The organism is Exiguobacterium sp. s34, assembly GCF_018617435.1.
Classification (GTDB): domain Bacteria; phylum Bacillota; class Bacilli; order Exiguobacteriales; family Exiguobacteriaceae; genus Exiguobacterium; species Exiguobacterium aestuarii.
Genome location: NZ_JACSKE010000002.1, coordinates 491,192 through 513,235, shown reverse-complemented (window position 1 = coordinate 513,235; position 22,044 = coordinate 491,192). Strand labels below are relative to the sequence as shown.

The following is a 22,044-nucleotide window of genomic DNA, read 5'->3' as shown; positions in this document are numbered from 1 at the left end:
GGAACTCATTGTGGTCGAAATTAAAGTACCTGAATTAGCAGAATCCATTACGGAAGGAACGGTCGCGACGTGGCTCAAACAGCCAGGCGACCAAGTCGAAAAAGGGGAAGCCATCGTTGAGCTCGAGACGGATAAAGTCAATATCGAAGTCCCAGCTGACGAAGCGGGTGTGTTAGAAGAACAACTTGCCGGAGAAGGGGATACGGTTCAAGTTGGTGACGTCATCGCACGTCTCGGTTCAGGTTCTGGTGGCGGAACGGCTGTCGCGACGAAGACGAAGACAGAAAACGCGACAGAAACGAAAACAGAAGCGCCGACTGAGAAGAAAACGGAGTCTGTTGAAGAAGGTAAGAAAGTGGAGAAACGTGAAGAGCACGTCGCGAGCCCTGGTAAAGGTCCAATCGCAACACCTGCTGCACGCAAGCTCGCTCGTGAGAAAGGCATCGACCTCTCAGCTGTTCAAACGAATGATCCGATAGGACGCATCAACGTCCATGACGTGTCAAAACATGAAGACAAACCAGCTGTAAAAGAACAAAAACCAGCTGCCGCAGCACCTGCACCACAACCGGCTGCGAGTGGGAAAGAAGAAGAGCGCATCAAGATGACACGTCGTCGTCAAACGATTGCGAACCGTCTCGTAGAAGTACAACAGACGGCAGCGATGCTCACGACGTTCAACGAAATCGATATGTCGGCGGTCATGGCTCTCCGTAAACGTCGCCAAGAGAAGTTCGTGAAAGACAACGATGTCAAACTTGGTTTCATGTCATTCTTCACGAAAGCAGCGGTAGCCGCTCTCAAGCGCATGCCTTACTTGAACGCTGAAATCCAAGGCAATGAAATCGTCTTGAAGAAATATTACGATATCGGGATTGCCGTATCGGCGCCAGACGGTCTCGTCGTGCCGGTCGTCCGTGAAGCGGATCGCAAAAACTTCGGTGAGATCGAGAAAGACATCCTTCACCTTGCGGACAAAGCGCGTAACAACAAGCTTGGTTTGAGCGACCTCACAGGAGGTACGTTCACGATTACAAACGGTGGCGTATTCGGTTCACTCCTTTCGACACCAATCTTGAATGGACCACAAGTCGCGATCCTCGGGATGCACTCAATTCAACTCCGCCCAGTCGCGATCGACGCAGACACGATGGAAAACCGTCCGATGATGTATGTTGCTCTCTCGTATGACCACCGAATCGTAGATGGTCGTGAGGCTGTCACATTCCTGAAGCACATCAAAGACATGATTGAAGATCCGGAACAATTGTTGTTCGAAGCATAAGATGAAAACGAAGTACTCGCTCTTAAATCAGGGGTGGGTACTTTTTTGTATGAGGTCAACCCAAAAAACCTTTTATTGGAATTTTTGTCAGGGCATATATGTTATCCTTGATAGAGCGAATCAAGAAAAGGGTGTGAATCGTAAATGAAATGGAAAAAATGGCTTCCTTGGATAGGACTTGTCTTCGTTGTAGTGATCATGGCTACATATGCGCTCTATCAATATTGGATGGGACCGAATCAAAATGAGCTCGACCGAGACAATTTGACGAAAGAAGAGTATACCCGTGCGCTTGAATTGATCGACATCATCAAAGAAGAAGACCCGCTCGGGCGACGTCAAAATGTGACGCGCCGCATCAACCCGCAGGAGACGACGGGCCTTGTCTTTGATGATGCGAAAAAATTGAACAAAGGGAATCTCGTCGATGCGATGCATTTGATGACACACCAAAAGATTTTGGCGACGGAAAAAGCGGGTGCCATCCCGATGACGCACGACAATTTGAAAGAGATACGAGACTATTTGGAGTTGCTACGCGAAAAAAATAAAATCAAAATGGAAGACTACCTTCAACTCGGCCAAATCATCGAACGATGGGAACAAGCCATCTTTGATGAGATTGACAAAGAGCAAGACGTTCTTCTAGAGGAAATGTACGCCGTCATCGGTTTCTCGAGCGGACTCGCGACGCGAGCGGAAGAAGAGTTGTTCATTTTGAATAACTTTGGAGAGGAATACGTGTATACGATGGACTTAGAGCCGATGCCAGAAGAGGAAGAGGAGCAACAAGAAGACAAAACATCTGAAACCGAAGAGTAAATCAAAAAGGAGTTCAAGTTGAACTCCTTTTTGTAATGGGCGCCCACAATCATTGGAACGACTCATGAAATGAAAGGCGCTGCTTCCCTTTCGCTTTTGACCGATACAAGGCATCGTCTGCTTGTTCGATGGCGACGTGGGGAGGTTCAGGGGGCGACCAAATCGATGCACCGATGCTTGCCCCGACCTTTACCGAGGCGAGATCGAGCATCACGGGTTGTGAAATGATATCGATGACTGACGTACCGATTTTATGAATTTCTTCCATCGAGCAATCACGTCTCGGGAACATGAGGAAAAATTCGTCGCCGCTCAATCGGACCGGATACACGTCATCGATTGTGAGTGCTCGTAGCCGTTGTGCGATTTCAACTAACAACTCATCCCCGACCGCATGACCGTATGTATCGTTTACCGCCTTGAACCCATCGAGGTCGATATAAAAGAAAACGTATGGCTCTTTTGAAGTGTGCAATTGATTCAACTGTTCACGTAAGGCGACACGGTTTGAAAGACCGGTCAGCGCGTCACGATTCGCTAGTAGCTCGAAATGCACACGTTCCGATTCAGACTCGGTGAGAGAAGTGACGAGCGATTCTAGCGCGAATGCGAGCGACTCGATTTCTTCGATTCCAGATTGGTGTGGGAATTTGTCTACTTTTCCTTGCTCCATGAGCGAAGCCGTTTCAGTAATTCGTTTCAACGGTCTCGTCACGATGGAAGCGAGTAGCCAACCGAGTACGGCCGTCACAAGCGATGCGAATAAGCCGATCCACAAAATTCTCGTCTCTAGCGTCTCGACTGGTGCGAACGCGACCGCTGCCGGTTGACGGACGACGACACGCCAACCGAGTCCGGGGTATTCGTCATAACCTTCCCCGATTGACATGCCCGTCAAATATTCCTGTCCGTCTTGCCATTCTTTCACGGAGGCCCCTTCCGTAAACGACACGGGTAGTGGTTTTCCGACCATATCGTCCGGACCGAGGAGCACCACGTTGTCTCGCTCACTGACAACGAACAGGTCCGTATCGTCGACTTGTTCATGGAGCGTCCGATTGAAATGTCCGAGCACCTCTTTTCCCCATGCCCAGCTCAAATGAGTGGCAAGCACTCCTTGAAACGTCCCGTCTTGGAATAGCGGAACACTGATATCGACGAATTGAAGAGGTTCCCCCGTCGGATTCGGCAATAATTCAGCTAAAAGGACCGCCTCGTGGACGTCTCCGATAAATGGTTTTTCTTTTGCTTCAAGAAAGACCGGTCGTTCGGCGATGGACGCCTCTTCTAATATGCCGTTCGTGGAAGCGACGACGGTTCCTTCCGCATCGGTGACACCCATCCATGAGAATGCCGGGATGTTCGATTGGACTTGATCGAGCAGTCGTCGTGTCGCGTCTCGGTCTTCTAAATCGAGCTCCTGCAACAGTTGAACTTCTTGATAGCGTGACCACATATAAAAGTCGAGTTTATCCGCCAATTGATGTGACGTCGTCGAAAGGCGTTCCCCAATTTCTTGTTCGAGCGAGTCAGATGCTCGGTGACTGATGAGGGATGTGAGTGCGATCGTCAGTAAAAAGACGAGCGTGGCAATGCTGAGCGCCAAAATGAGTCCGAGGCGCATCGTAAAAGACTTGATCATGCGAAAAAACCTCCTAAAGCTTGAATTAAAGAGAATTATGAAAAACGAGTCGATATCATGATAGGAGGAAGAGCTTCCGCTATAATGAAAGACGAGTCAAAATAGATAGAGGTGAAGAGAATGAAAAAGAATCAATTATTGGTCATCTTGACCATCGTCGCTGTGGCATTGATTGCTTTGGTGTTCGTCTTGCTCAATCAAGATGAGACGCCAGTTGCTGATAGAGGCGATCACGTGTCAATCGAGGGACAGCCGACGCTTGGAGACCCGGACGCGAAAGTCTCGGTTGTCGAGTTCGGAGATTATAAATGTCCATCGTGTAAACAGTGGGGTGAAACGATTTACCCGCAACTAAAAGCGGACTATCTCGACAAGGAAGACGTCAGCTTCAGTTATATTAACGTCTTGTTCCACGGACAGGAATCGATTTTAGCTTCACTCGCGTCTGAGTCGGTATACGAGCAAGATCCTGAATCGTTCTGGAAGTTCCATAAAGCGCTCTACGACGCGCAGCCGGCTTCACAACAACACGACAACGCATGGGTGACGGTCGAGAAGTTGAAAGAAATCGCGGGCGAGACGACATCGGTCGACTTGGCAAAACTCGAACAAGACCTCGGTGAAAATTCGACCGTACTTGAGAAAGTGAGCACGGACGACGGTCTTGTAAAAGAGAACGGTGTTCAATTCACACCATCGATCATGATTAACGGTGTGATGCTCGAGGACCCGTTCGATTACGAACAAATTCAGCAGTTGATTGAGCAGGATTTATAAGATGAAGTCATTTTTCGAAAAATATGGACTGTATCTCGCTTGGCTTGTCGCATTGACGGCGACGCTCGGGAGTCTCTATTTCAGTGAGATTCGCGAGTTTGTGCCATGTGAGCTATGCTGGATTCAACGTATCTTTATGTATCCGCTGACGATCCTCTTGGGAATCGCTGTCTTCACGGACGATCGGGCGGTGCGGAAATATGTGTTACCGCTTACTATCATAGGCGGTATTGTTTCACTTTACCATTACTTGGTACAAAAAGTGCCTGGATTTGCAGAAATTCAGCCTTGTGCACAAGGTGTTCCGTGTAGCGGTCAATATATCAACTGGTTCGGATTCATCACGATTCCGTTTCTCGCATTGACGGCTTTCACGCTCATCACGATCCTCATGTGGAATGTCAAAAAGCGATAAGGAGTTGGAACGTGTGAAGAAATGGTGGATTGGTAGTTTGATGACGATGCTCATCGTCCTAGCAGGATGTGGACAAGAGATTGAGGACCCGCTCAACTGGGAAATCGAATCGTTCGAATACATGAACCAAGAAGAAGAAATGGTCAGCCTCGACGACTTAAAAGGGAAAGTGTGGATGGCGGACTTCGTCTTTACAAGCTGTGAGACAGTCTGCCCGCCGATGACGTACAACATGACGAAGCTGAATGAAGCGCTCGAGGAAGAGGGTGTCGAAGACGTGCAGTTCGTCTCGTTCAGTGTCGACCCGACCGTGGACACTCCGGAGAAGATGAAAGCATTTATGAGTGGCTATGACCTTGCGAAAGCGGACTGGCAGTTCTTGTCTGGTTACTCGCAAGATGAAATTCAGACATTCGCCCAAGAGAACTTCAAAGCACTCGTCCGAAAGCCTGACGAAGGCACACAAGTCGATCATGGCACGTATTTCTATTTAGTCGACCAGGAAGGGAAAATCATCAAAGCATATCCTGGTTTCCAAAATGTCCCGACTGAAGATATCATCAACGACATTAAGATCTTGCAAAAGTCTTAAACTGAAGGCCTGTCCTACCAAAGCGGTGGGCAGGTCTTTTTGAATGATGAAACCTGCTATACTTGAGGGACTAGATTGGTTTCCCTGAAAAGGAGTGAACGGGATGAAAGACGTCTTGATTCAATACATGAAACGTTTTACGGATTTGAGTGATGACGAGTGTGCACGATTGACGGCCGATGTGCCGATTGCCACATTTCCGAAAGGGACGATTTTATTGCATCAAGGAGACGTCCCGACCAAATGTTATTTCGTACTGAGCGGTTGTATTCGTCAATATAAAGTCGACGAAGACGGGAACGAGCATACCGTCGATTTCATCACGGAAGAACAGAGTATCACCATATTGACGAAACATCATACAGATGGACGGTCCCCTTATTCGTTGACGTGTCTGGAGGAATGCTGTCTCGTCGTCGGCAATCTTTCGACAGAGTACGAACAATACGAGATGAATCCCGTCCTTGAGGCGATGACGCGTGACATGATGCAAGAAGACATGGGGACGATGCGAGATGCGTTCGCCTCATTCATGTCGTCCACACCAGAGGAACGGTATCAGACCTTGATGGAGAAGAGACCCGATTTAGTCTATCGGGTCCCTCAGTATCAACTGGCGAGCTATCTCGGCATCACACCGGAATCACTCAGTCGGATCAAGAAGCGGGCGACGCGCCACCTTCGGATTGTCGAGTGAGTTCATGCATGGGAAGCGTTCTTCCTTTCACGAGTAACCATACGGCAAAGGCCAACTCCCCGACGAACATCGGGAGCATGAGGATGAGTTCGAGTAGAATCGCCAAGTCCTCAAGTGTAGGGAATTGATAAAGGACATGGACGACCGTGTAGCTGAAGCCGGCAACGACGAGCAGGATTCCAATCGTTCTAGGAATGAGTCGGGTCCGTGCCGCCATCCATCCGACTGCGACGAGGTGAAGCCCGAATACAATCAAGCCGAAAGACCAGATGACCTCAAATGACGTGACTGTTTCATATACTTGTCTAGCTGAAGCAGATGTGTCGAGGAGGCGTTCGGCTTCGATGAGACGGATGACGGCGAACGCGAGAATGAGTGTATAGACGAAACGAAGGGTCCCGATGAGTAGAGCGAAGGTGACATGGAGCGGTTTGAAGAAACGGTAAAGCCCGTAGGCGACGATTAAGTCAAGCCCGACAATGATGCCCCAGCCGATGATCCCGAAACGGAACAGCGTCGGATGACTGACTAAGTTCTCATACGTTGTCATCGCTTCATTTTCGATGACGAGGGATTGATAGACGTATCCTTGCGCGAAAAAGGCGACGAGTGCCATGAGGACGAGGGCGATTCCGGACCATAACGCGGCACGTCGCTGTGAACGGACAGATGAATGGTTCATGAGAAAAACTCCTTTCAAATGATCTTGTCTCTATCATATAAGGACAATAAAGGGCGCACATTGACTTAAGTCAAGAACACGCCATTTTTTTGAAAAATAAGTGAATCTGCATACTAACCGATATCAGATGGAGAAATGCACGCTATAATCAATGCAACGAACTTGTAGAAAAGAGGATCCAGATGAAAAAGACGATGTTGCTCTCATTAGTCGGAATGGCGGCTGTCACAGGAACGATTCTGACGCAGTACAAACCACTCGGAAGAAAACCGAAATCACTTCAATCCCCGAACCAGGTCAATGGAAAGTTCCGCAATCAATACGAGACGCCGATGAACTTTTCCGCGGAGGACATGGTGTCGATGGCTCGTGACTATCGCGACGTGACGTCGCTGCGTAAGCCGAGCGAACGTCTGCCGATCGTGCCAATCGATTTCGAGGAAAAGACGGGCTCGAGCTTTACGAGAATCTATTGGCTCGGTCATTCGGCACTGATGGTACAAATGGACGGGAAGACGATGCTTGTTGACCCGATGTTTGGACGCAGTCCATCGCCGCTCCCATTCGCCAAAAATGAGCGTTTCAGTGAAGACTTACCGTTCGACCTTGAGGACTTGCCTGAGATCGATGTCGTCTTGTTAACGCATGACCATTACGACCATCTCGACTATGGGACGATCCTTGCAATCAAAGACAAGGTTGCCATGTTCATCGTACCGCTTGGGGTAGGGAGTCATTTGAAACGATGGGGTGTCGGTGCTGAGCGAATCGTGGAGCGAGATTGGAATGAGTCATACACGTTCGGGAATTGGACGTTCGTATGTACGCCGGCACGTCACTTCTCCGGTCGTTCGCTGACGGATCGGAACAGCACGCTATGGGCATCATGGGTCGTCCTCGGTGAGACGGATCGTCTCTTTTTCAGCGGAGACAGCGGCTACGCACCTCACTTCAAGATGATTGGCGAACAGTACGGACCGTTTGATTTCGCCGCGCTCGAATGCGGACAATATGACGTACGCTGGCCGGACGTCCATATGCAACCGGAAGAGACGGCACAAGCGTTTCGCGATCTACGCGCCGACCAGATGATGCCAATCCATTGGGGTGCGTTCACACTGTCGTTCCACGACTGGTTCGACCCGGCGGAACAGATGGCGTCCCTCTTACCAAAAGAAGTCGTCCTCACTCCGAAGATTGGGGAGCGAATCACGCTCGACGGGCGGAATGATACGACGACGTGGTGGCGAGAACTCGAAGACGCAAACAAGCGATGACATCGGTCATCGCTTGTTTTTTGTTACGAAGAGATCCTCTCAGTAGCGTCTTCTTCGATATGCAGTTTATGTTTACGCGTATACACAAGGAACGCGGCTGTCATCGCGATCGAACTGATCCCAAACAAGACGACCATGAGCTGAAGTCCGATCAAATCGAGGAAGAACCCTGTCACGAGTAGGACGACTTGGAAGATGATCCGGTCGAGCATGTTACGGAACGAGAAGAAACGACCGTGATATTCTTTTGGCATCCGTGTCTGAAAAATCGTGACGGCCGTCGGGAAGAAGCAGCCGACCGAGAATCCGAATACGACGAACGCAGCAATCGACATGAACGGAATATCCGCAAAATAGAGCATCAGTTGTGCGACACCAATCAAAAACGAGAACGAGAATAAAATCGAGAACGCCGAGAACTTTTCTCCAATCCGTTTGATCATGAAGGCACCTGTCATGAAGGCGAGTCCTTCGGCTGTATAAATCCATCCTTTGATCGCCGTCGAGTCCTGCAACTCACTGATGTTGATGACGAGCAAGTTGAACCCTCCGATAAAGAGGAGCGGGATGAGCGTCATGACGAGTGTCATGAAGATGACCGGGATTGATTTGATGATCGGGAAGACATCTTTGAAGCCACTTGACGCCTTCGTGTCGACTTTTTTCGCTGACGGTGTCTTCGTCTCATCAAGCTTCAAGAACAATGTCGCGACCGCAAGCAACAGATAGGCGACGAGCGAAAGGGCATAGACGTTACGAAGAGAGATGAGCGTCAACAGCACACCGGCGATCGCCGTCCCGATGACGCGTGATAGTGTCGAGACGTTCATATGGACGCCGTTCAAGGCGAGAAGTTCTCGTTCCTTCACGATGAGCGGAATCGCTGCCTGCAGAGCCGGGAAGTAAAAGGCTGCCGATCCTTGTAAAATGATCAAAAAGACGACCATCCACACGACCGAGTTCGTCTCAATCGCGACGAACATGAACAGCACACTAAGCGCTCGGACGACGCTAGAGATCAGCATGATGTTTTTCTTAGAGCCTTGGTCGGTCAAGCGTCCGGCGAGCGGACCGATGGCGACCCCGGCGAGTAAGCCGATGGCGAGAATGACCGCCTTCACAAAGTCAGAGGGGACACGGTCTTGCATGAATTCCAAATTGCCGATGATACCGAGCCATAGACCAAGACCGGCGACGAATTCGCCCGTCAAGATGATCCAGACGTTCCGATTTTTCCACATAGATGTAGTCCTCGATTCTTATATGCTAATCACTATTATCAAGTAGTAGGGTGGAGAATACCACAAAAAAGAAGCCGAATGTCGGCTTCTTCATCAATCAAATATCACAGTTGTCGTCGGTGCATGTTGCACCGTTCGAGAGGACTTGGATCGTCGGATTGTTCTCAGACCAGACTTTTTCGAGCACTTGCGTGAACGCTTCCGTCGGTTGAGCACCGGATACCCCGTATTTGTTATCGAATACGAAGAACGGCACACCCGTGATTCCGAGGTCGCTTGCACGTTTCTCTTCGGCACGAACGTCTTCCGTATATACGTCCGTCGTCAAGACGTCGCGTACCGCGTCACGGTCGAGACCAACGCTTGTCGCGATGTCCAGGAGGACATCGTGGTTCCCGATGTGTTTGGCATCGACAAAGTAAGCCTGAAGCAACGCTTCTGACAATTCTTTTTCTTTACCGACCGTCTTCGCGTAATGCGTCAAACGATGTGAATCGAGCGTACCTGTGACGACCATGTTTTCAAAATCATAGTCGAGTCCGACTTCGCGGGCTTGAGCGGCAACTTGAGCGGTCGTACCTTTTGCCTGTTCGATCGGCATCTGATATTTTGTCGCGAGTGCCTCATAGATGGTACGTGAATCGTTCGTTGGGGCGTTCGGGTCGAGCTCGAAACTCTTGAATTCGACTTCCACTTGGTCCGCCTGTGGGAACTGTTCGAGCGCCTCTTCTAGACGACGCTTCCCGATATAACAAAACGGGCAGACATAATCTGACCATACTTCAATTTTCATAGTGAATCCCTCCTGTCCCTAGTGTAGAAAATCTTGAATTCAAAGTACAGGAAACGGCTCATAAAAAAAGCCCTCCAGGAGGAGGACTTAAAAGACGTACCAGAACACACAGACGAAGTGGGCGAAGCTTCCGAACAAGATGAACAAGTGGAACACTTCATGGAAGCCCCATCCTCGCCAGTTGACGAATTTCGGCTTGAACCCGTAGATGAGCCCACCAATCGTATACATGACACCCCCGAGAACGAGCCAGAAGATGCCGGCGTTGCCAATCACGTCATGGAGTGGCCCGATAAAGAAAACGGACAGCCAGCCCATACCAATATAGAGCGCGGTCGATAAAAAACGCGGGGCATGGAACCAGACGAGCTTAAAGATGATCCCGAACAGGGCGAGTGCGTGTACCGTTCCGAAGAGAACCCAACGCGTCGGTCCTTCGAGCGCGAGTAGCGTGAGCGGCGCGTATGTACCCGCAATCAACGCGTAAATCATCGCATGATCGATTCTCCGGAAGAAGGCGATGACGTTCGGCGAGGCGATGATGCTATGGTAAAGACCTGAAGATAAGTAAAGAAAGACGAGGCTGATCCCGAATAGAATCGCAGCCATAATCGCAAGCGGCGAGCCGAGTAGGGATGCTTTGACGACCATCGCAATTAGCGCGATAAAAGCGAGCACCGCACCGGCAAGATGCGTCAGCGCGTTAATCGGTTCACGGAAAATCGAATTCATGTAAAACACTCCTTATCACATCATGTAGTATCGATAACTACATGATATACTGAAGAGGAACAAACAGCAAGGTGTACCTTTCGACAAATGAGAGTTTTCTTTATACTTGAAGGTGAGGTGAAACGGATGAAAGCGAAGAATATTACCGAGACGGAAGGGACGCTCCCACGGGACGTATTGCCGACTGTCGATTTATACATGGACCAGGTCATCCAATTATTCGAGCGGCATTATGGGAAGATGAAGCGGGACGAAGATGAGACGATTTTGACGAAGACGATGATCAACAACTATGCCAAGGGCAAGTTGTTTCATCCTGTCAAAAATAAAAAGTATACGAATGAACATCTGATGTTACTCAGTTTGATCTATGAGATGAAAGGTCTCTTGTCGATCAGTGACATCAAGGAGACGCTCCGTCCGCTGAACGAGTCGGACGAGACGTTCTCACTTGAGGACTTCTACGAGGCGTATCAGGCGCAGAAAGTGAAGAATCTAGAAGCGTTTGAAGCCCAGGCGGACACGCTGTTACATGCATCGCTCGAAAAAGAGAGCGGTGTACAGCGAACGCTCGCCATCGCATCCGCCGTACACATGAGTCACTTGTATCAACGATTGGCCGAGCAGTTAATTGACGATAAATAAAACAACTCCTCCGAGGGCAAATGTCCCACGGAGGAGTTGTTTTTTAGTTATTGATGTACTTCTCGTAAACCGTACCGAAGTCTTTTCGGTTCCACTCATGATAATGACGTTGTAGCCAATCGAACGAGTGCTCGTTCAATTCCTTGAACGTGTTCGGTACGTTCATGTCGCCTTCGCGGAGCCCGCTCAAAATCGACACCGAGTGTGTGAGCGACGTATTCGCATACTCCATCATACGACGACCTTCCCGCTGGATCTCTTCAATGGCAAGGAGTGCCTTATACAAATCTTTCACGTGCTCGATTTGCTTTTTGTTGATGTCAATCGAGTACGCTTTGTCGCCGATTGAGAATTTGACTTCGACATCGAGGTCGACTGTGCCAGCTGTCTCAAACATGACGTGTTTGATTGGATAGTGGGCATACGGATAACGATAGAGGACGCGCTTCGAACTGATGGCGCTCGTTCCATCGAGGTGAATCATCGACAAGTTGGTGAAACAATACTCATCTGATTTTGACTTGATCAAGAAATAAATCTTTTCATTGTCTTCATGAAGGACGTAATCATCCGCATCCGCCTTATCGAAGTCGGACGGGTCAATCACCTCACCGATGTCGCTGAAGCCAGTCAAATCAGAAGCCAGTTTTTTGAACATGTCATTCACTCCTCAATAATGGATTTTATGCATCTCTTTCGGGTCGGAACCGGTCCGCTCATCACGGTTGAGCGCATCGATGGCCGCCATCTCTTCATTCGTCAACGTGAAGTCGAATACCTGTATATTCTCTTTGATTCGACTTGGTGTCACTGATTTCGGAATGACCGCGACCCCGTTTTGTAAGTGCCAGCGCAAGATGACTTGAGCCGGTGACTTGCCGTGACGGTTCGCAATCTCGACAATCGTGTCATCTTCGAGCGCTTCGCGTCCTTTCATGAGTGGACTCCACGCCTGAATTTGAATGTCATACCGTTTGCAGAAAGCAATCAATTCCTTTTGAGACAAATACGGATGGATCTCGACCTGGTTCACTGCCGGTACGATCGAGCACGACTGGATAATCTGTTCTAAATGTTCGATTTCGAAGTTTGAGACGCCGATCGCACGGACGCGTCCTTCTTCATATAACTGTTCGAGTGCCTTGTACGTTTCGACGAACTTCCCGAAACGGGGCATCGGCCAGTGGATGAGGAACAAATCGACATATTCGAGACCGAGTCGGTCGAGACTATCCTGAAAGGCTTGGAGCGCCTCGTCGAACCCGTGGAACTCATTCCAAAGCTTCGTCGTCACAAATACTTCCTCCCGAGGAATACCTGCTTCACGAAGTGCTTGCCCGACACTTTCTTCGTTCTGATAAATCGCGGCCGTATCGATCAAGCGATAGTCCGCATCGAGCGCAGCCTTGACCGTATCGACCGTCACCGCGCCGTCTTCGACCTTGTACACACCGAGCCCGAGCATCGGCATGTTGACATCATTATTTAACGTCGTCCATTCCATAAGAAATCCCTCCCTCTCGTCTCTAACGTTACCGAAATTTTGGATGAAGGGAAAGTAAAAACTACAGGCGGATGCTTTCTCCGTGAGACTTGATCACAATTTGATCACGGTCTAATTTTGCGGCCGCGACGAGACGATGATACGGCTCCTCGACGGGCTCGTAAGAGAGGACGAACGTGTCCCAATGCATCGGGAAGAAACGCTTCGCCCCGCTCTCTTTGTACATCATCCAAGCCTGTTCTGGAGTACAGTGTGCTTCTTGGAACGAGTCCGGTTGATACGCACCGATCGGGAAGAAGGCGAGGTCGATCGGTTCGCGGTCGGCGAGACCTTTGAAAGAATCCGTATAAGCCGTGTCTCCCGCAAACAACATCCGGATTCCTTTGTATTTGAGCAAATAACCGTTGTATCCCATATGTTTGTCCCACGGGAAACGGTTACCCCAATGCTTGACGGGAATGGCCCGGACATTTAGCCCGTTCGCCAAGGTTACTTTGTCATGCGGATGCAGTTCAAGTGTCTGTAGACTCGGGTAACGACGGAGCAGTCGACTCGTTCCCGGGGCGGAGACGACGATCGTCTCGCGTGTGATGAGCCGCTTTAGACTTTTATGGTCAAAATGGTCCATATGGGCGTGGCTCAGCAAGATGACATCGACCGGCCCGACATCCTCGATGGAGAGGGCTGGAGCCGTGTGACGTTTCATGCCGATCGTCAGCGGGCCCAAATGGACACCAATCCGTTTTGAGAAGACAGGGTCCGTCAAAATTTTGAGTCCGTACCAGTGGATGAGAACGGTCGAATGCCCAATCCACGTCGCTTGCACATGCGTCTCATCAATGGTTGTCAGTTCTGGACGTTCCGGCCATTTAAAGCGCGGGCGGGGGAGACGTCGCTTGAATCGTGTATAAAGAAACGTTCCGACGCTCGCCAAGACGGCACTCGGAACGAGGATGCGTCGACGCATCATGCATCACCTCACTGTTCGAATATAGTGTCATCATAACGCGACGAGGTATGCCTCGCATCCGCCTAAAGGAGTAGAAAAAATGGGAGATTGTGGGGTGTGTGCTTGCGAATCCGCTTTCAATTTGGTAAGGTGGCAGTAACTTAGGAAAGAGAGGTATACCGTACAATGAAAATGACACGTTCACTCCAACGATGAGACGAATCATCACTGTTCGCTTGAACAGTCACGGGTGAAGTGTGTCCACTTCTTCAAATACGGAAAGCTCTCGTTTCCCCTTTTGAACGGATTCCTTCACACCACCGCCGATCGAGCGGATGGTGTTTTTTGTTTCATCGCGTATCGGAAAAATAAGCGAGGTGAAACAAATGTTAGTTATGAAACAAGTTCGGTTTGACTACGACCGGAAACCATTATTTGAAGCAGTCTCTTTTGAGGTCGCAACGAAAGAGCGCGCTGTGTTATTCGGGCTGAACGGGAGCGGGAAGACGACGCTCTTCCGACTCGTGACAGGGGAATTGAAGCCACAAGCCGGGACGATCGAATGTCACGGTGAGGTCGGGCTCGTCCGGCAGACGATTGAATCGGAGGACATGTCACTCCTTGAATGGGTGATGCGGAGCGATCCTGAACGATACGCCCTCTATGAAGATGTCTTTTCTGGTGATGAGGCACGAGTCATGGCCTCGTATGAACAGGCACTGTCGCTCGATGTATACATGTTGGAGCAAGAGGCGACGAAAGCGTTGACCCGTCTCGGGTTAGACGGTCAGCTCGACCAAAACATCAACGACTTGAGCGGTGGGGAAAAGACGCGGGCACAACTGTCGACGTTGACGATGAAACAGGTGGACATCGTCCTACTCGACGAACCGACGAACCATCTCGATGTCGAATCGATCGACTGGCTCACGAAATGGTTGAACCGGTTTGAGGGGACAGTGTTCATCATCTCCCATGACCGTCAACTGATGGATGATGTCGCGACGGTCATCCTCGAATTGTCGGACGGAGAAGTCACAAGATATCCCGGTAATTATACGGCGTATCGACGGCAAAAAGAGGACGAACGCCTTCGTGACGAGCGAGCCCATGCCCGTTACGTGAGCCGAAAGAAAGAACTGCTCGATATGATTGCGCAATACAAAGGGTGGCACTTGAAGGCGAAAGCGACAGCCAGTGTCCGTAGCCCAGGTGCGCAAAAAGGAGCGGCCAATCTCGCCGTCAAAATGAAGGCGAGAGAACAGAAGCTCAGACAGCTCGAAGTCAATCGTCCACGAAAGCCAAAAGAAGAGAAGACCATCTCCGTCCGTTTTGCGGCAGATGAGCTAGAAGCGAAGACGTGGCTGACGTGTGAAGATGTGACGTTTGGGTATGGTAAGCCGTTCTACGAACCGTTCTCCTTCTCAATCGAAAAAGGAGAGCGAATCTCGATTATCGGACCGAACGGTAGCGGGAAGACAACGTTATTGAACGTGCTGATTGGTGCACGAGCGCCATTTTCGGGTGTCATCAAACGACATCCCCGTCTAAAAATCGGCTATTTCTCGCAAACGCTTGAACGTCTGCCGGAAACGGGGACTCTACTCGAGGCGTTGCTTGCCCATAGTGACATCGGGGAGACGGAGGCCCGGACGCTACTCGCCCATTTCCTGTTCCGGCGGGATGAAGTGCACCGGCCCATCAGCGAGGCGAGTATGGGGGAAAAGTGTCGGATTGCTTTCCTGATTCTTTATTTCTCTGACGCGCATCTGTTGGCACTCGATGAGCCGACGAACTATTTGGATGTGGCGACACGGGAACAGATTGAGACGGCGCTGTCCGTTTACCCAGGCGGATTGCTGCTCATTACGCACGATCGTTACTTTCATCGCTTGACATCGCGGACGATTGAGCTCGGTGAAACGGTTCGGATTCGTGAGAATATGGAGAATGATGAGCCGGTCGATGTCGAACGGATGGTGCAAGCGATGGACGAATTGACAAATCATGACTTGAATTTTTTTGATGAGGCAGGAAACCTCCTACCATTTGACGAAACGAGTGGAATGAATCGAATCGAGTAGGAGTGAAGAACATGAATGGAGGAAGATTGTCGCGCGCGACGACGCGAAAGCGTAAGCGAGTGTTCCGAGTGACGACGGCAGTGGCATTGATACTCGCTTTAGTCGGCATCATCGCGTTCGCGGCTTTGATTGACAAGAAACAAGAATCGGCGTTGCCCAAATCAGACGAGATTGCGACCGAGATGGTCGATTCCGAGTCGGAACAACCAACCGATGACGAAACAAAGTCGGCAGATAAGGTCTATATCGGTCAACCATATACGAAAGTATACGCAGATGATCGGGTCACGGTCGTCTATGAGGCCGACCTCGGCGATCGCTTCGAACGTTTGGAGACGGTCAGTGGGTTTGTGAAAGTGCAGTTGAATGAACGGACATCGGGATGGGTCACGGAAGAGAGTGTGACAACGGATGCTTCAGCCTTGTCGGACGATGAAGTGATCGCCGCATGGCAACAAGTCGTCCCGAACGCCTCGGAGACCGTCCTCGACTGGATTGGAAAAGATGTGGCGACCGTTCGCGCTGAGCTTGGTAGCCCGACTGCCGTACAGCGTGACCAAGTGAACGAGTACCATTTCTATGACGGGTTCTTCTTGATGGTACGGGACCAGAAAGTGCGCGCCATCGATTGGGATCGCCAAGCAATCGTGAGCCCTGACGTGAAAGCGACGAGTGAGCAAGCGACAGGCACATGGTTCGAAGGGGAGACCGTTCAGTTGAAACTGTTCCCATATAGCGGCGTAATGCGCGTCCGCCTCGAAAGTAAATGAGACAGAAACGGGAGAGGTGACTCTCTCGTTTTTTTTTTGATCTATCATTCAAATGGACGTTTGAATGTTTTGGTAAAATGGAATAAGATAAGAAGTAGAAGGAGGCGACAGTTATGGGACATCATCATGATCACGACCATCACCATCATCATTCCACGAATCAGCGTGCCCTGTTCCTCGCGTTTCTGTTGATTGCGACGTTCATGGTCGTCGAGGTCATCGGCGGACTATGGACGAACAGTTTGGCACTCTTATCCGATGCGGGACATATGCTCGGGGATGCAGCGGCTTTAGGACTCAGTTTCCTAGCCGTCCGATTCGGTGCGAAGGCGGCGACGCCGAACCGTACGTTCGGATATCGACGCTTTGAAATTTTAGCGGCATTCATCAACGGGCTGACGTTACTCGTCATCTCGATCTATATCTTAATTGAGGCGTATCAACGATTGAGTGCCCCACCGGAAATTTTGAGTGGGGGAATGCTTGTGGTCGCGATCATCGGGCTACTCGTCAACATCCTCGCCGCATGGATTTTAATGCGTGGGGAAAAAGATAACTTGAACGTGAAGAGTGCGTTGCTCCACGTGTTCGGAGATTTACTCGGCTCGGTCGGTGCCATCACGGCAGCGCTTTTGATCATGTCGTTCGGATGGACGTGGGCGGACCCGGTTGCGAGTGCATTTGTCGCAATCCTTATTTTAATCAGCGGGTATCGCGTGACACGCGATGCGATTCATATCCTGATGGAAGGGTCACCGGAACAAATCGATGTCCGGGCGATGCAAGAAGAGATTGCCAAAGTCGAGGGAGTGAAGGAAGTGCATGACCTTCATGTCTGGTCGATCTCGTCAAGTGAACATGCGGCAACATGCCATGTGTTGATCGGAGAAGAAACAGATGATCAGGCCGTATTACGACAAGTGACAGAGCGGATTCGGAAATACGGGACGTTCGAGCGTTCGACGGTCCAGGTCGAACGGGAGCGACAATGTTGCGAGGAGCGTATCATTTGGTAAGTAAAACGGACACTCACCCGAGTGTCCGTTATTTGCCGTGTACATCAATCACCACAATCTCTGGTGGGTTGAAAATGCGGGGCACGTTGAAGCTATAGTTGAATCCTCGTCCGACGATGTGGGTGAACGTCTCGTGTTCATAGAGGCCGCCCGCATATTTCGGGAAAAACCCTTGGTCAGGGGCGAACAAGCCGTTCAACAAATATGGGATCCTCACTTGTCCACCGTGAGCGTGTCCGGACAAGACGAGGTCGAAAGGTAGGTCGGCATACGTGTCGACTTCTTCGGCACGGTGGGAGAGAAGTAGGTTGAATGTCTCGTTTGGGTCGACGTCTTGCATCGCCGTCGAGACATCGGTTTCCCAACTTCCATAAATATTTTCATTATATGTTCGTAACGGATCTTCTAATCCACCGATGACGAGTTCGATCCCATTGATGGTGATGGGTTCCCATTCGTTCTCGAGAACGGTCACACCATGAGAACGAAATACGTTTTTGGCATCATGACGAATGTAGTCGTCAGAGTGATCGATTTCATGGTTGCCGGTCACGAAATACATCGGCGCAATCCCGGCAAGGCCTTCGACGAGTTCGAAAGCAGGATCAGGGGAGCGATAGCGGTCGAGCAAATCCCCCGGCAAGGCAATCAGGTCCGGTTTTTGAGCGCGGACTCGATCGATTAAGATTGATTGTTTATAGCCGTATGAGGCGCTGTGCAGGTCAGATAGGAGCACGATACGAAGCGATTCATCCGCAGACAGCTTTTCAGACGGGACGTCGTACGTCTGGACGGTCAGTCCGTTATATGTCGCCGTGAACAGCAAGATGCCGAGTGCAACAAAAACAAAAGTCGACTTATGTTTCTTCATCCGTGCTCCCTCCTTTCTTAATTGTGACTCTATCTTACCGCTACCGATGAGGGGAAGCAAAAAAAATCCCGCTCCTACGAGCGGGATGGATGATTATGCTGCTTTTGCTGTCAATTTCACATCGACATTGCCGCGCGTCGCTTTTGAATAAGGGCACACTTGGTGTGCTTCTTCAACGAGGCGTTCTGCTGTCGCTTGGTCGACACCTTTGATTTCGACTTCAAGCTCTACTGAAATGAAGAACCCTTCATCGTTTTGGTTCAATGTGACATGACCTGTGACGCTCGATCCGTCTGTCTTCACACGTTCTTTTCCGATGATGAGGTTGAGGGCACTACCGAAGCAAGCCGCATACCCAGCTGCGAAAAGTTGTTCCGGGTTTGTCGCACCGTCGACGTGTTTCGCGCCTGGCATAGAGACGTCCATGTCGATGACGCCGTCTGTTGATTTCACATGACCTTCGCGGCCACCGATTGCTGTTGCTGATGCTGTGAATAGTGATTTCATGATTCAATTCCTCCATTTCATTTTAAACAATTAAGTTGTGCACAATTTAAATTATAGAGCAGTCAAAAAGTTTCGCAAGTGATATGCTTGGCTAAAGAAGAGTACGGAGGATTACGTATGGAACAAACATTAAAGCTAGAACATCAAATCTGTTTTCAACTGTATACCGCTTCAAAAGAGCTTACCCGTTTATATCGCCCAATTTTAGAACCGTTAAACCTGACATATAGTCAATATCTGGTCATGCTCGTCTTGTGGGAAGAGGACGGTATTGATTTGCGTCAGCTTGGAACGAGGCTGACACTCGACTCGGGTACGCTGTCCCCACTCGTGAAACGACTGATTCAAATCGGGTATGTCGAAAAGAGTCGTTCGTCAGACGATGAAAGAAAAGTCGTCGTCCGTTTGACCGATCGTGGTAGCGCGTTGCGTGAGCAGGCAATTGATGTGCCGTTACAAGTCAGTGGTATGCTAAATATAGACGAAGCGACGTATGTCGCGTATATGGAGATGCTTACCGATATCAAGACGAGACTACACGATTTCGGGGAGCGTCAGCGCGAGCAGTAAGGAAGGAGGAGCCATGTTTCGAAAATTGATCATCCTATTGATGGGGATTGGACTTTATATGGCTTGGCAATATGAGATGCCAAACGTCTCTGCCCCGACGAGCATTCAGGTCGAGTCTGAAGTGGCGACGGAACGTACGACGGATGCACCTAGGTTCACGAGTCAATACGCCGGACATGACTGGTATTTAGTCGAACGTGGCGGGGACCGGGGTCTTGAACTCATTGACGAGGACGGGGCGAAAAAAGGGTTTTATCAGTTCGAGACGGGAAGCACATATCGTGGTCTCGTGCTCGATGAGACGACACGTGACCAAGTCGAGGATATCGGCTTTGAGAAGGTGACGTCGTATAACAAAGGATTGAATCGCTACTTGATCCCGGACGATCCATCGTTCTCGGTATTTGCAATCGACGGACAATATGTCACGCTCTTCTTCGACCAACATGACGATGACCGTTTAAAAGGGGTCTTGTCGGTCGACAGCAGAGTGGAGGAGGCGAGTGACGGCTATTACGGTGACCTTTCCGAAGAAGGGACCGTCGCAAACGAACAGTTGATGCGAATCTTAATGAACTGGGACCGTGAGAAATATGACTTGAGCGCGCTCGCCGATTACGAGCCACTTTATCCGGTCGTTCGGGCGCACAGTCAGAACATGGCGGAAAACGACTTCTTCAGTCATACGGACCCGGAAGGACGTGACCCGTTCGACCGAATGGATGAAGCTGGACTCTCATACTCGATGGCCGGAGAGAACTTGGCCATGGGGCAGATGAGCGTTTTCCATGCGCATTGGGGACTGATGAACTCGAAAGGGCACCGTGAGAACATCATGCAACCTCGATTCAGCCATGCCGCAGTCGGGCTCGCCTATAACGATGAGAACAGCCCGTTCTATACGATTAACTTCATTACACCACGTTGAACTACCTCCACCTACGCTTCGCTTAGAGGTGGGGGATTCCTGAGTTATCCGACCTGACAGTCGGAACCTGATCAGGCTAGCCCCGTCGTCCCGACGGTTGAAGAAGCCAACAGGCGCTCGGCTTCTTGTTTGAGGTTCTGTCCTGCGTTCACATCACGGTCGTGGTGGGCCCCGCAGTTCGGGCATGTCCATTCACGCAAGCCGAGATGCTTCACGTCTTTGTGTCGATGGCTGCAACCCGAACAGAGCTGGCTCGAGGCGAAGGTCTTCCCGACCTTCACGACGGTCTTCCCGTACCAGTCGGCCTTATACTCGAGCATGCGGAAGAACGCCGACCAGCTGACCTCGGAGATCGACTTGCTCAACTTTCGGTCCTTCCGCATGTCCTTCACCTGCAGGGTCTCGATGCCGATGACGTCGTGGTTTTTGACGATCTCGGTCGACACCTTGTGCAGGAAGTCGGTGCGTCTGTTGGCGATCTTCTCATGGATGCGGGCGACCTTCCGCTTCTGCTTCTGGTAGTTCTTTGCCTCGGAAAGCTTGATCTTCTTGTTCAGGGCGTTGCGCTGACGACGGGACAACTTGCGTTGTTCGAGGGCCAGCTTCTTCTCGAGCGTACGGAAATAATGGTCGTTCTTGTATACGGTTCCGTTTGATAGGATGGCGAAGTGCTTCAGCCCGACGTCGACGCCGACCGATGAACCGGTCTTCGACAGTTCAATGATCTCCTGCTCTACGAGAAGGGAGACGAAGTATTTGCCCGAAGTCGTGCGTCGGATTGTGGCGTTCAGGATGCGACCCTCGACCTGTCTCGAGTTGGCGAACCGCACCCATTTCAGCTTGGGGAGTTTGAGTTGATTCCCGACGATCGAGACCTCGGGGAGCTGGGACTTGCCTTGGATGTTTGTCTTGTAGGATTGGACGGGGTTTCGTTTCGACTTGAATCGAGGTCGCTCGTTCTGTTTCTTGAAGAAACGATTATACGCGTCGGCCAGGTGTCTGACGCTCGTTTGGACAGACGTGCTATCGACCTCCTTTAACCACTCGAACTCTTGCTTGAGTATGGGAAGTTCTTTCGAGCAGGCACCATACGACAGTCCCTTGCCGGTCGTTTCATAGGTCGCGTCCCATTTCGCCAGGAAGTGGTTGAACACGAAACGCGAACAGCCAATCGTCTTGGCGATCAGAATTTCCTGTTCCTTCGTCGGATAGATCCGGAACTTATAAGCCTTGTGCTTCACCATA

At 50.4% G+C, this 22,044-nt stretch carries 24 protein-coding genes; 13 read left to right on the top strand and 11 right to left on the bottom strand.

The window, feature by feature from the left end; all coding sequences use genetic code 11:
* Positions 1-10: 10 nt before the first annotated feature.
* Together odhB and KNO87_RS06250 are read left to right on the top strand one after the other, a co-directional pair.
* On the top strand, positions 11-1,285 hold the full coding sequence (gene odhB, locus KNO87_RS06255; RefSeq protein ID WP_214794449.1) for a 2-oxoglutarate dehydrogenase complex dihydrolipoyllysine-residue succinyltransferase: 1,275 nt from the start codon (positions 11-13) through the stop codon (positions 1,283-1,285).
* 144 nt (positions 1,286-1,429) lie between these two features.
* The gene (locus KNO87_RS06250; RefSeq protein ID WP_214794447.1) at positions 1,430-2,107 is read left to right on the top strand and encodes a DUF6241 domain-containing protein; all 678 of its coding nucleotides are present in this window, start codon (positions 1,430-1,432) and stop codon (positions 2,105-2,107) included.
* Between the two features lie 49 nt (positions 2,108-2,156).
* Here the strand turns inward: KNO87_RS06250 and KNO87_RS15500 are convergent, their stop codons facing one another.
* A complete protein-coding gene (locus KNO87_RS15500; RefSeq protein ID WP_214794445.1) occupies positions 2,157-3,749 on the bottom strand; it encodes a diguanylate cyclase domain-containing protein in 1,593 nt (530 codons plus the stop codon).
* Positions 3,750-3,869: 120 nt separating this feature from the next.
* Between KNO87_RS15500 and KNO87_RS06240 the strand changes: the two genes are divergently transcribed.
* The 4 genes from KNO87_RS06240 to KNO87_RS06225 all read left to right on the top strand — a co-directional run bounded on the left by KNO87_RS06240 (position 3,870) and on the right by KNO87_RS06225 (position 6,230).
* Complete coding sequence (locus tag KNO87_RS06240; protein ID WP_214789579.1) at positions 3,870-4,526, top strand: DsbA family protein; 657 nt, start codon at positions 3,870-3,872, stop codon at positions 4,524-4,526.
* Between the two features lies 1 nt (position 4,527).
* Positions 4,528-4,941 (top strand): disulfide oxidoreductase, encoded by a 414-nt coding sequence (locus tag KNO87_RS06235; RefSeq protein WP_214794443.1) that lies wholly within the window; start codon positions 4,528-4,530, stop codon positions 4,939-4,941.
* Between the two features lie 4 nt (positions 4,942-4,945).
* On the top strand, positions 4,946-5,533 hold the full coding sequence (locus KNO87_RS06230; RefSeq protein ID WP_285800643.1) for an SCO family protein: 588 nt from the start codon (positions 4,946-4,948) through the stop codon (positions 5,531-5,533).
* A gap of 103 nt (positions 5,534-5,636) precedes the next feature.
* Entirely contained in the window at positions 5,637-6,230 is a 594-nt protein-coding gene (locus KNO87_RS06225; protein WP_214794441.1) for a Crp/Fnr family transcriptional regulator, read from the top strand.
* On the opposite strand, the gene KNO87_RS06220 is transcribed toward KNO87_RS06225, so the two are convergent.
* Positions 6,190-6,912, bottom strand: coding sequence for a DUF4386 domain-containing protein (locus tag KNO87_RS06220; RefSeq protein ID WP_214794439.1), 723 nt, complete (start codon positions 6,910-6,912; stop codon positions 6,190-6,192). The genes KNO87_RS06225 and KNO87_RS06220 overlap by 41 nt on opposite strands.
* A 182-nt stretch (positions 6,913-7,094) precedes the next feature.
* Between KNO87_RS06220 and KNO87_RS06215 the strand changes: the two genes are divergently transcribed.
* Complete coding sequence (locus tag KNO87_RS06215) at positions 7,095-8,189, top strand: MBL fold metallo-hydrolase (protein ID WP_214789571.1); 1,095 nt, start codon at positions 7,095-7,097, stop codon at positions 8,187-8,189.
* Positions 8,190-8,212: 23 nt separating this feature from the next.
* Here KNO87_RS06215 and KNO87_RS06210 read toward each other — a convergent pair whose 3' ends face one another.
* The 3 genes from KNO87_RS06210 to trhA form a co-directional block, all read right to left on the bottom strand.
* Positions 8,213-9,430: an MFS transporter gene (locus KNO87_RS06210; RefSeq protein WP_214794437.1), complete on the bottom strand. Its 1,218-nt coding sequence runs from the start codon at positions 9,428-9,430 to the stop codon at positions 8,213-8,215.
* A 97-nt stretch (positions 9,431-9,527) separates the two neighbouring features.
* Positions 9,528-10,223: a DsbA family oxidoreductase gene (locus KNO87_RS06205; protein ID WP_214789567.1), complete on the bottom strand. Its 696-nt coding sequence runs from the start codon at positions 10,221-10,223 to the stop codon at positions 9,528-9,530.
* A gap of 87 nt (positions 10,224-10,310) precedes the next feature.
* Positions 10,311-10,955 carry a PAQR family membrane homeostasis protein TrhA gene (gene trhA / locus KNO87_RS06200; protein ID WP_214789565.1) on the bottom strand — a complete coding sequence of 215 codons (645 nt, stop codon included), beginning with the start codon at positions 10,953-10,955 and terminating at the stop codon, positions 10,311-10,313.
* A 126-nt stretch (positions 10,956-11,081) separates the two neighbouring features.
* Between trhA and KNO87_RS06195 the strand changes: the two genes are divergently transcribed.
* Positions 11,082-11,600: a DUF1836 domain-containing protein gene (locus tag KNO87_RS06195; RefSeq protein WP_214794435.1), complete on the top strand. Its 519-nt coding sequence runs from the start codon at positions 11,082-11,084 to the stop codon at positions 11,598-11,600.
* A gap of 43 nt (positions 11,601-11,643) precedes the next feature.
* Here KNO87_RS06195 and KNO87_RS06190 read toward each other — a convergent pair whose 3' ends face one another.
* The 3 genes from KNO87_RS06190 to KNO87_RS06180 form a co-directional block, all read right to left on the bottom strand.
* Positions 11,644-12,258: a PH domain-containing protein gene (locus KNO87_RS06190; RefSeq protein WP_214789561.1), complete on the bottom strand. Its 615-nt coding sequence runs from the start codon at positions 12,256-12,258 to the stop codon at positions 11,644-11,646.
* Positions 12,259-12,270: 12 nt separating this feature from the next.
* Positions 12,271-13,104: an aldo/keto reductase gene (locus tag KNO87_RS06185; protein WP_214789559.1), complete on the bottom strand. Its 834-nt coding sequence runs from the start codon at positions 13,102-13,104 to the stop codon at positions 12,271-12,273.
* Between the two features lie 61 nt (positions 13,105-13,165).
* Positions 13,166-14,071 carry an MBL fold metallo-hydrolase gene (locus tag KNO87_RS06180; protein ID WP_251126756.1) on the bottom strand — a complete coding sequence of 302 codons (906 nt, stop codon included), beginning with the start codon at positions 14,069-14,071 and terminating at the stop codon, positions 13,166-13,168.
* 368 nt (positions 14,072-14,439) lie between these two features.
* Here KNO87_RS06180 and abc-f point away from each other — a divergent pair, with 368 nt between their 5' ends.
* From abc-f to KNO87_RS06165, 3 genes are all read left to right on the top strand, one after another.
* Positions 14,440-16,137: a ribosomal protection-like ABC-F family protein gene (gene abc-f, locus KNO87_RS06175; RefSeq protein WP_214794432.1), complete on the top strand. Its 1,698-nt coding sequence runs from the start codon at positions 14,440-14,442 to the stop codon at positions 16,135-16,137.
* An 11-nt stretch (positions 16,138-16,148) separates the two neighbouring features.
* Positions 16,149-16,907 carry a hypothetical protein gene (locus KNO87_RS06170; RefSeq protein ID WP_214794430.1) on the top strand — a complete coding sequence of 253 codons (759 nt, stop codon included), beginning with the start codon at positions 16,149-16,151 and terminating at the stop codon, positions 16,905-16,907.
* A gap of 113 nt (positions 16,908-17,020) precedes the next feature.
* On the top strand, positions 17,021-17,923 hold the full coding sequence (locus KNO87_RS06165) for a cation diffusion facilitator family transporter (protein WP_214789551.1): 903 nt from the start codon (positions 17,021-17,023) through the stop codon (positions 17,921-17,923).
* 28 nt (positions 17,924-17,951) lie between these two features.
* Here KNO87_RS06165 and KNO87_RS06160 read toward each other — a convergent pair whose 3' ends face one another.
* Both KNO87_RS06160 and KNO87_RS06155 read right to left on the bottom strand, forming a co-directional pair.
* Positions 17,952-18,794: a metallophosphoesterase gene (locus KNO87_RS06160; protein WP_214789549.1), complete on the bottom strand. Its 843-nt coding sequence runs from the start codon at positions 18,792-18,794 to the stop codon at positions 17,952-17,954.
* Between the two features lie 93 nt (positions 18,795-18,887).
* Positions 18,888-19,301 carry an organic hydroperoxide resistance protein gene (locus KNO87_RS06155; protein WP_074032719.1) on the bottom strand — a complete coding sequence of 138 codons (414 nt, stop codon included), beginning with the start codon at positions 19,299-19,301 and terminating at the stop codon, positions 18,888-18,890.
* A gap of 117 nt (positions 19,302-19,418) precedes the next feature.
* Between KNO87_RS06155 and KNO87_RS06150 the strand changes: the two genes are divergently transcribed.
* Positions 19,419-19,871 (top strand): MarR family winged helix-turn-helix transcriptional regulator, encoded by a 453-nt coding sequence (locus KNO87_RS06150; RefSeq protein WP_214794428.1) that lies wholly within the window; start codon positions 19,419-19,421, stop codon positions 19,869-19,871.
* Positions 19,872-19,884: 13 nt separating this feature from the next.
* Positions 19,885-20,799 carry a CAP domain-containing protein gene (locus KNO87_RS06145; RefSeq protein ID WP_214794426.1) on the top strand — a complete coding sequence of 305 codons (915 nt, stop codon included), beginning with the start codon at positions 19,885-19,887 and terminating at the stop codon, positions 20,797-20,799.
* A gap of 71 nt (positions 20,800-20,870) precedes the next feature.
* On the opposite strand, the gene tnpB is transcribed toward KNO87_RS06145, so the two are convergent.
* Positions 20,871-22,043: an IS200/IS605 family element RNA-guided endonuclease TnpB gene (gene tnpB, locus KNO87_RS06140; protein ID WP_214794423.1), complete on the bottom strand. Its 1,173-nt coding sequence runs from the start codon at positions 22,041-22,043 to the stop codon at positions 20,871-20,873.
* Between the last annotated feature and the right edge of the window lies 1 nt (position 22,044).

Coding starts and splice junctions, on each gene's coding strand:
- KNO87_RS06250 (WP_214794447.1), top strand. CDS start 1,430: ATGAAATGGAAAAAATGGCTTCCTTGGATAGGACTTGTCTTCGTTGTA.
- KNO87_RS15500 (WP_214794445.1), bottom strand. CDS start 3,749: ATGATCAAGTCTTTTACGATGCGCCTCGGACTCATTTTGGCGCTCAGC.
- KNO87_RS06240 (WP_214789579.1), top strand. CDS start 3,870: ATGAAAAAGAATCAATTATTGGTCATCTTGACCATCGTCGCTGTGGCA.
- KNO87_RS06235 (WP_214794443.1), top strand. CDS start 4,528: ATGAAGTCATTTTTCGAAAAATATGGACTGTATCTCGCTTGGCTTGTC.
- KNO87_RS06225 (WP_214794441.1), top strand. CDS start 5,637: ATGAAAGACGTCTTGATTCAATACATGAAACGTTTTACGGATTTGAGT.
- KNO87_RS06220 (WP_214794439.1), bottom strand. CDS start 6,912: ATGAACCATTCATCTGTCCGTTCACAGCGACGTGCCGCGTTATGGTCC.
- KNO87_RS06215 (WP_214789571.1), top strand. CDS start 7,095: ATGAAAAAGACGATGTTGCTCTCATTAGTCGGAATGGCGGCTGTCACA.
- KNO87_RS06210 (WP_214794437.1), bottom strand. CDS start 9,430: ATGTGGAAAAATCGGAACGTCTGGATCATCTTGACGGGCGAATTCGTC.
- KNO87_RS06205 (WP_214789567.1), bottom strand. CDS start 10,223: ATGAAAATTGAAGTATGGTCAGATTATGTCTGCCCGTTTTGTTATATC.
- trhA (WP_214789565.1), bottom strand. CDS start 10,955: ATGAATTCGATTTTCCGTGAACCGATTAACGCGCTGACGCATCTTGCC.
- KNO87_RS06195 (WP_214794435.1), top strand. CDS start 11,082: ATGAAAGCGAAGAATATTACCGAGACGGAAGGGACGCTCCCACGGGAC.
- KNO87_RS06190 (WP_214789561.1), bottom strand. CDS start 12,258: ATGTTCAAAAAACTGGCTTCTGATTTGACTGGCTTCAGCGACATCGGT.
- KNO87_RS06185 (WP_214789559.1), bottom strand. CDS start 13,104: ATGGAATGGACGACGTTAAATAATGATGTCAACATGCCGATGCTCGGG.
- KNO87_RS06180 (WP_251126756.1), bottom strand. CDS start 14,071: ATGCGTCGACGCATCCTCGTTCCGAGTGCCGTCTTGGCGAGCGTCGGA.
- abc-f (WP_214794432.1), top strand. CDS start 14,440: ATGTTAGTTATGAAACAAGTTCGGTTTGACTACGACCGGAAACCATTA.
- KNO87_RS06170 (WP_214794430.1), top strand. CDS start 16,149: ATGAATGGAGGAAGATTGTCGCGCGCGACGACGCGAAAGCGTAAGCGA.
- KNO87_RS06165 (WP_214789551.1), top strand. CDS start 17,021: ATGGGACATCATCATGATCACGACCATCACCATCATCATTCCACGAAT.
- KNO87_RS06160 (WP_214789549.1), bottom strand. CDS start 18,794: ATGAAGAAACATAAGTCGACTTTTGTTTTTGTTGCACTCGGCATCTTG.
- KNO87_RS06155 (WP_074032719.1), bottom strand. CDS start 19,301: ATGAAATCACTATTCACAGCATCAGCAACAGCAATCGGTGGCCGCGAA.
- KNO87_RS06150 (WP_214794428.1), top strand. CDS start 19,419: ATGGAACAAACATTAAAGCTAGAACATCAAATCTGTTTTCAACTGTAT.
- KNO87_RS06145 (WP_214794426.1), top strand. CDS start 19,885: ATGTTTCGAAAATTGATCATCCTATTGATGGGGATTGGACTTTATATG.
- tnpB (WP_214794423.1), bottom strand. CDS start 22,043: ATGGTGAAGCACAAGGCTTATAAGTTCCGGATCTATCCGACGAAGGAA.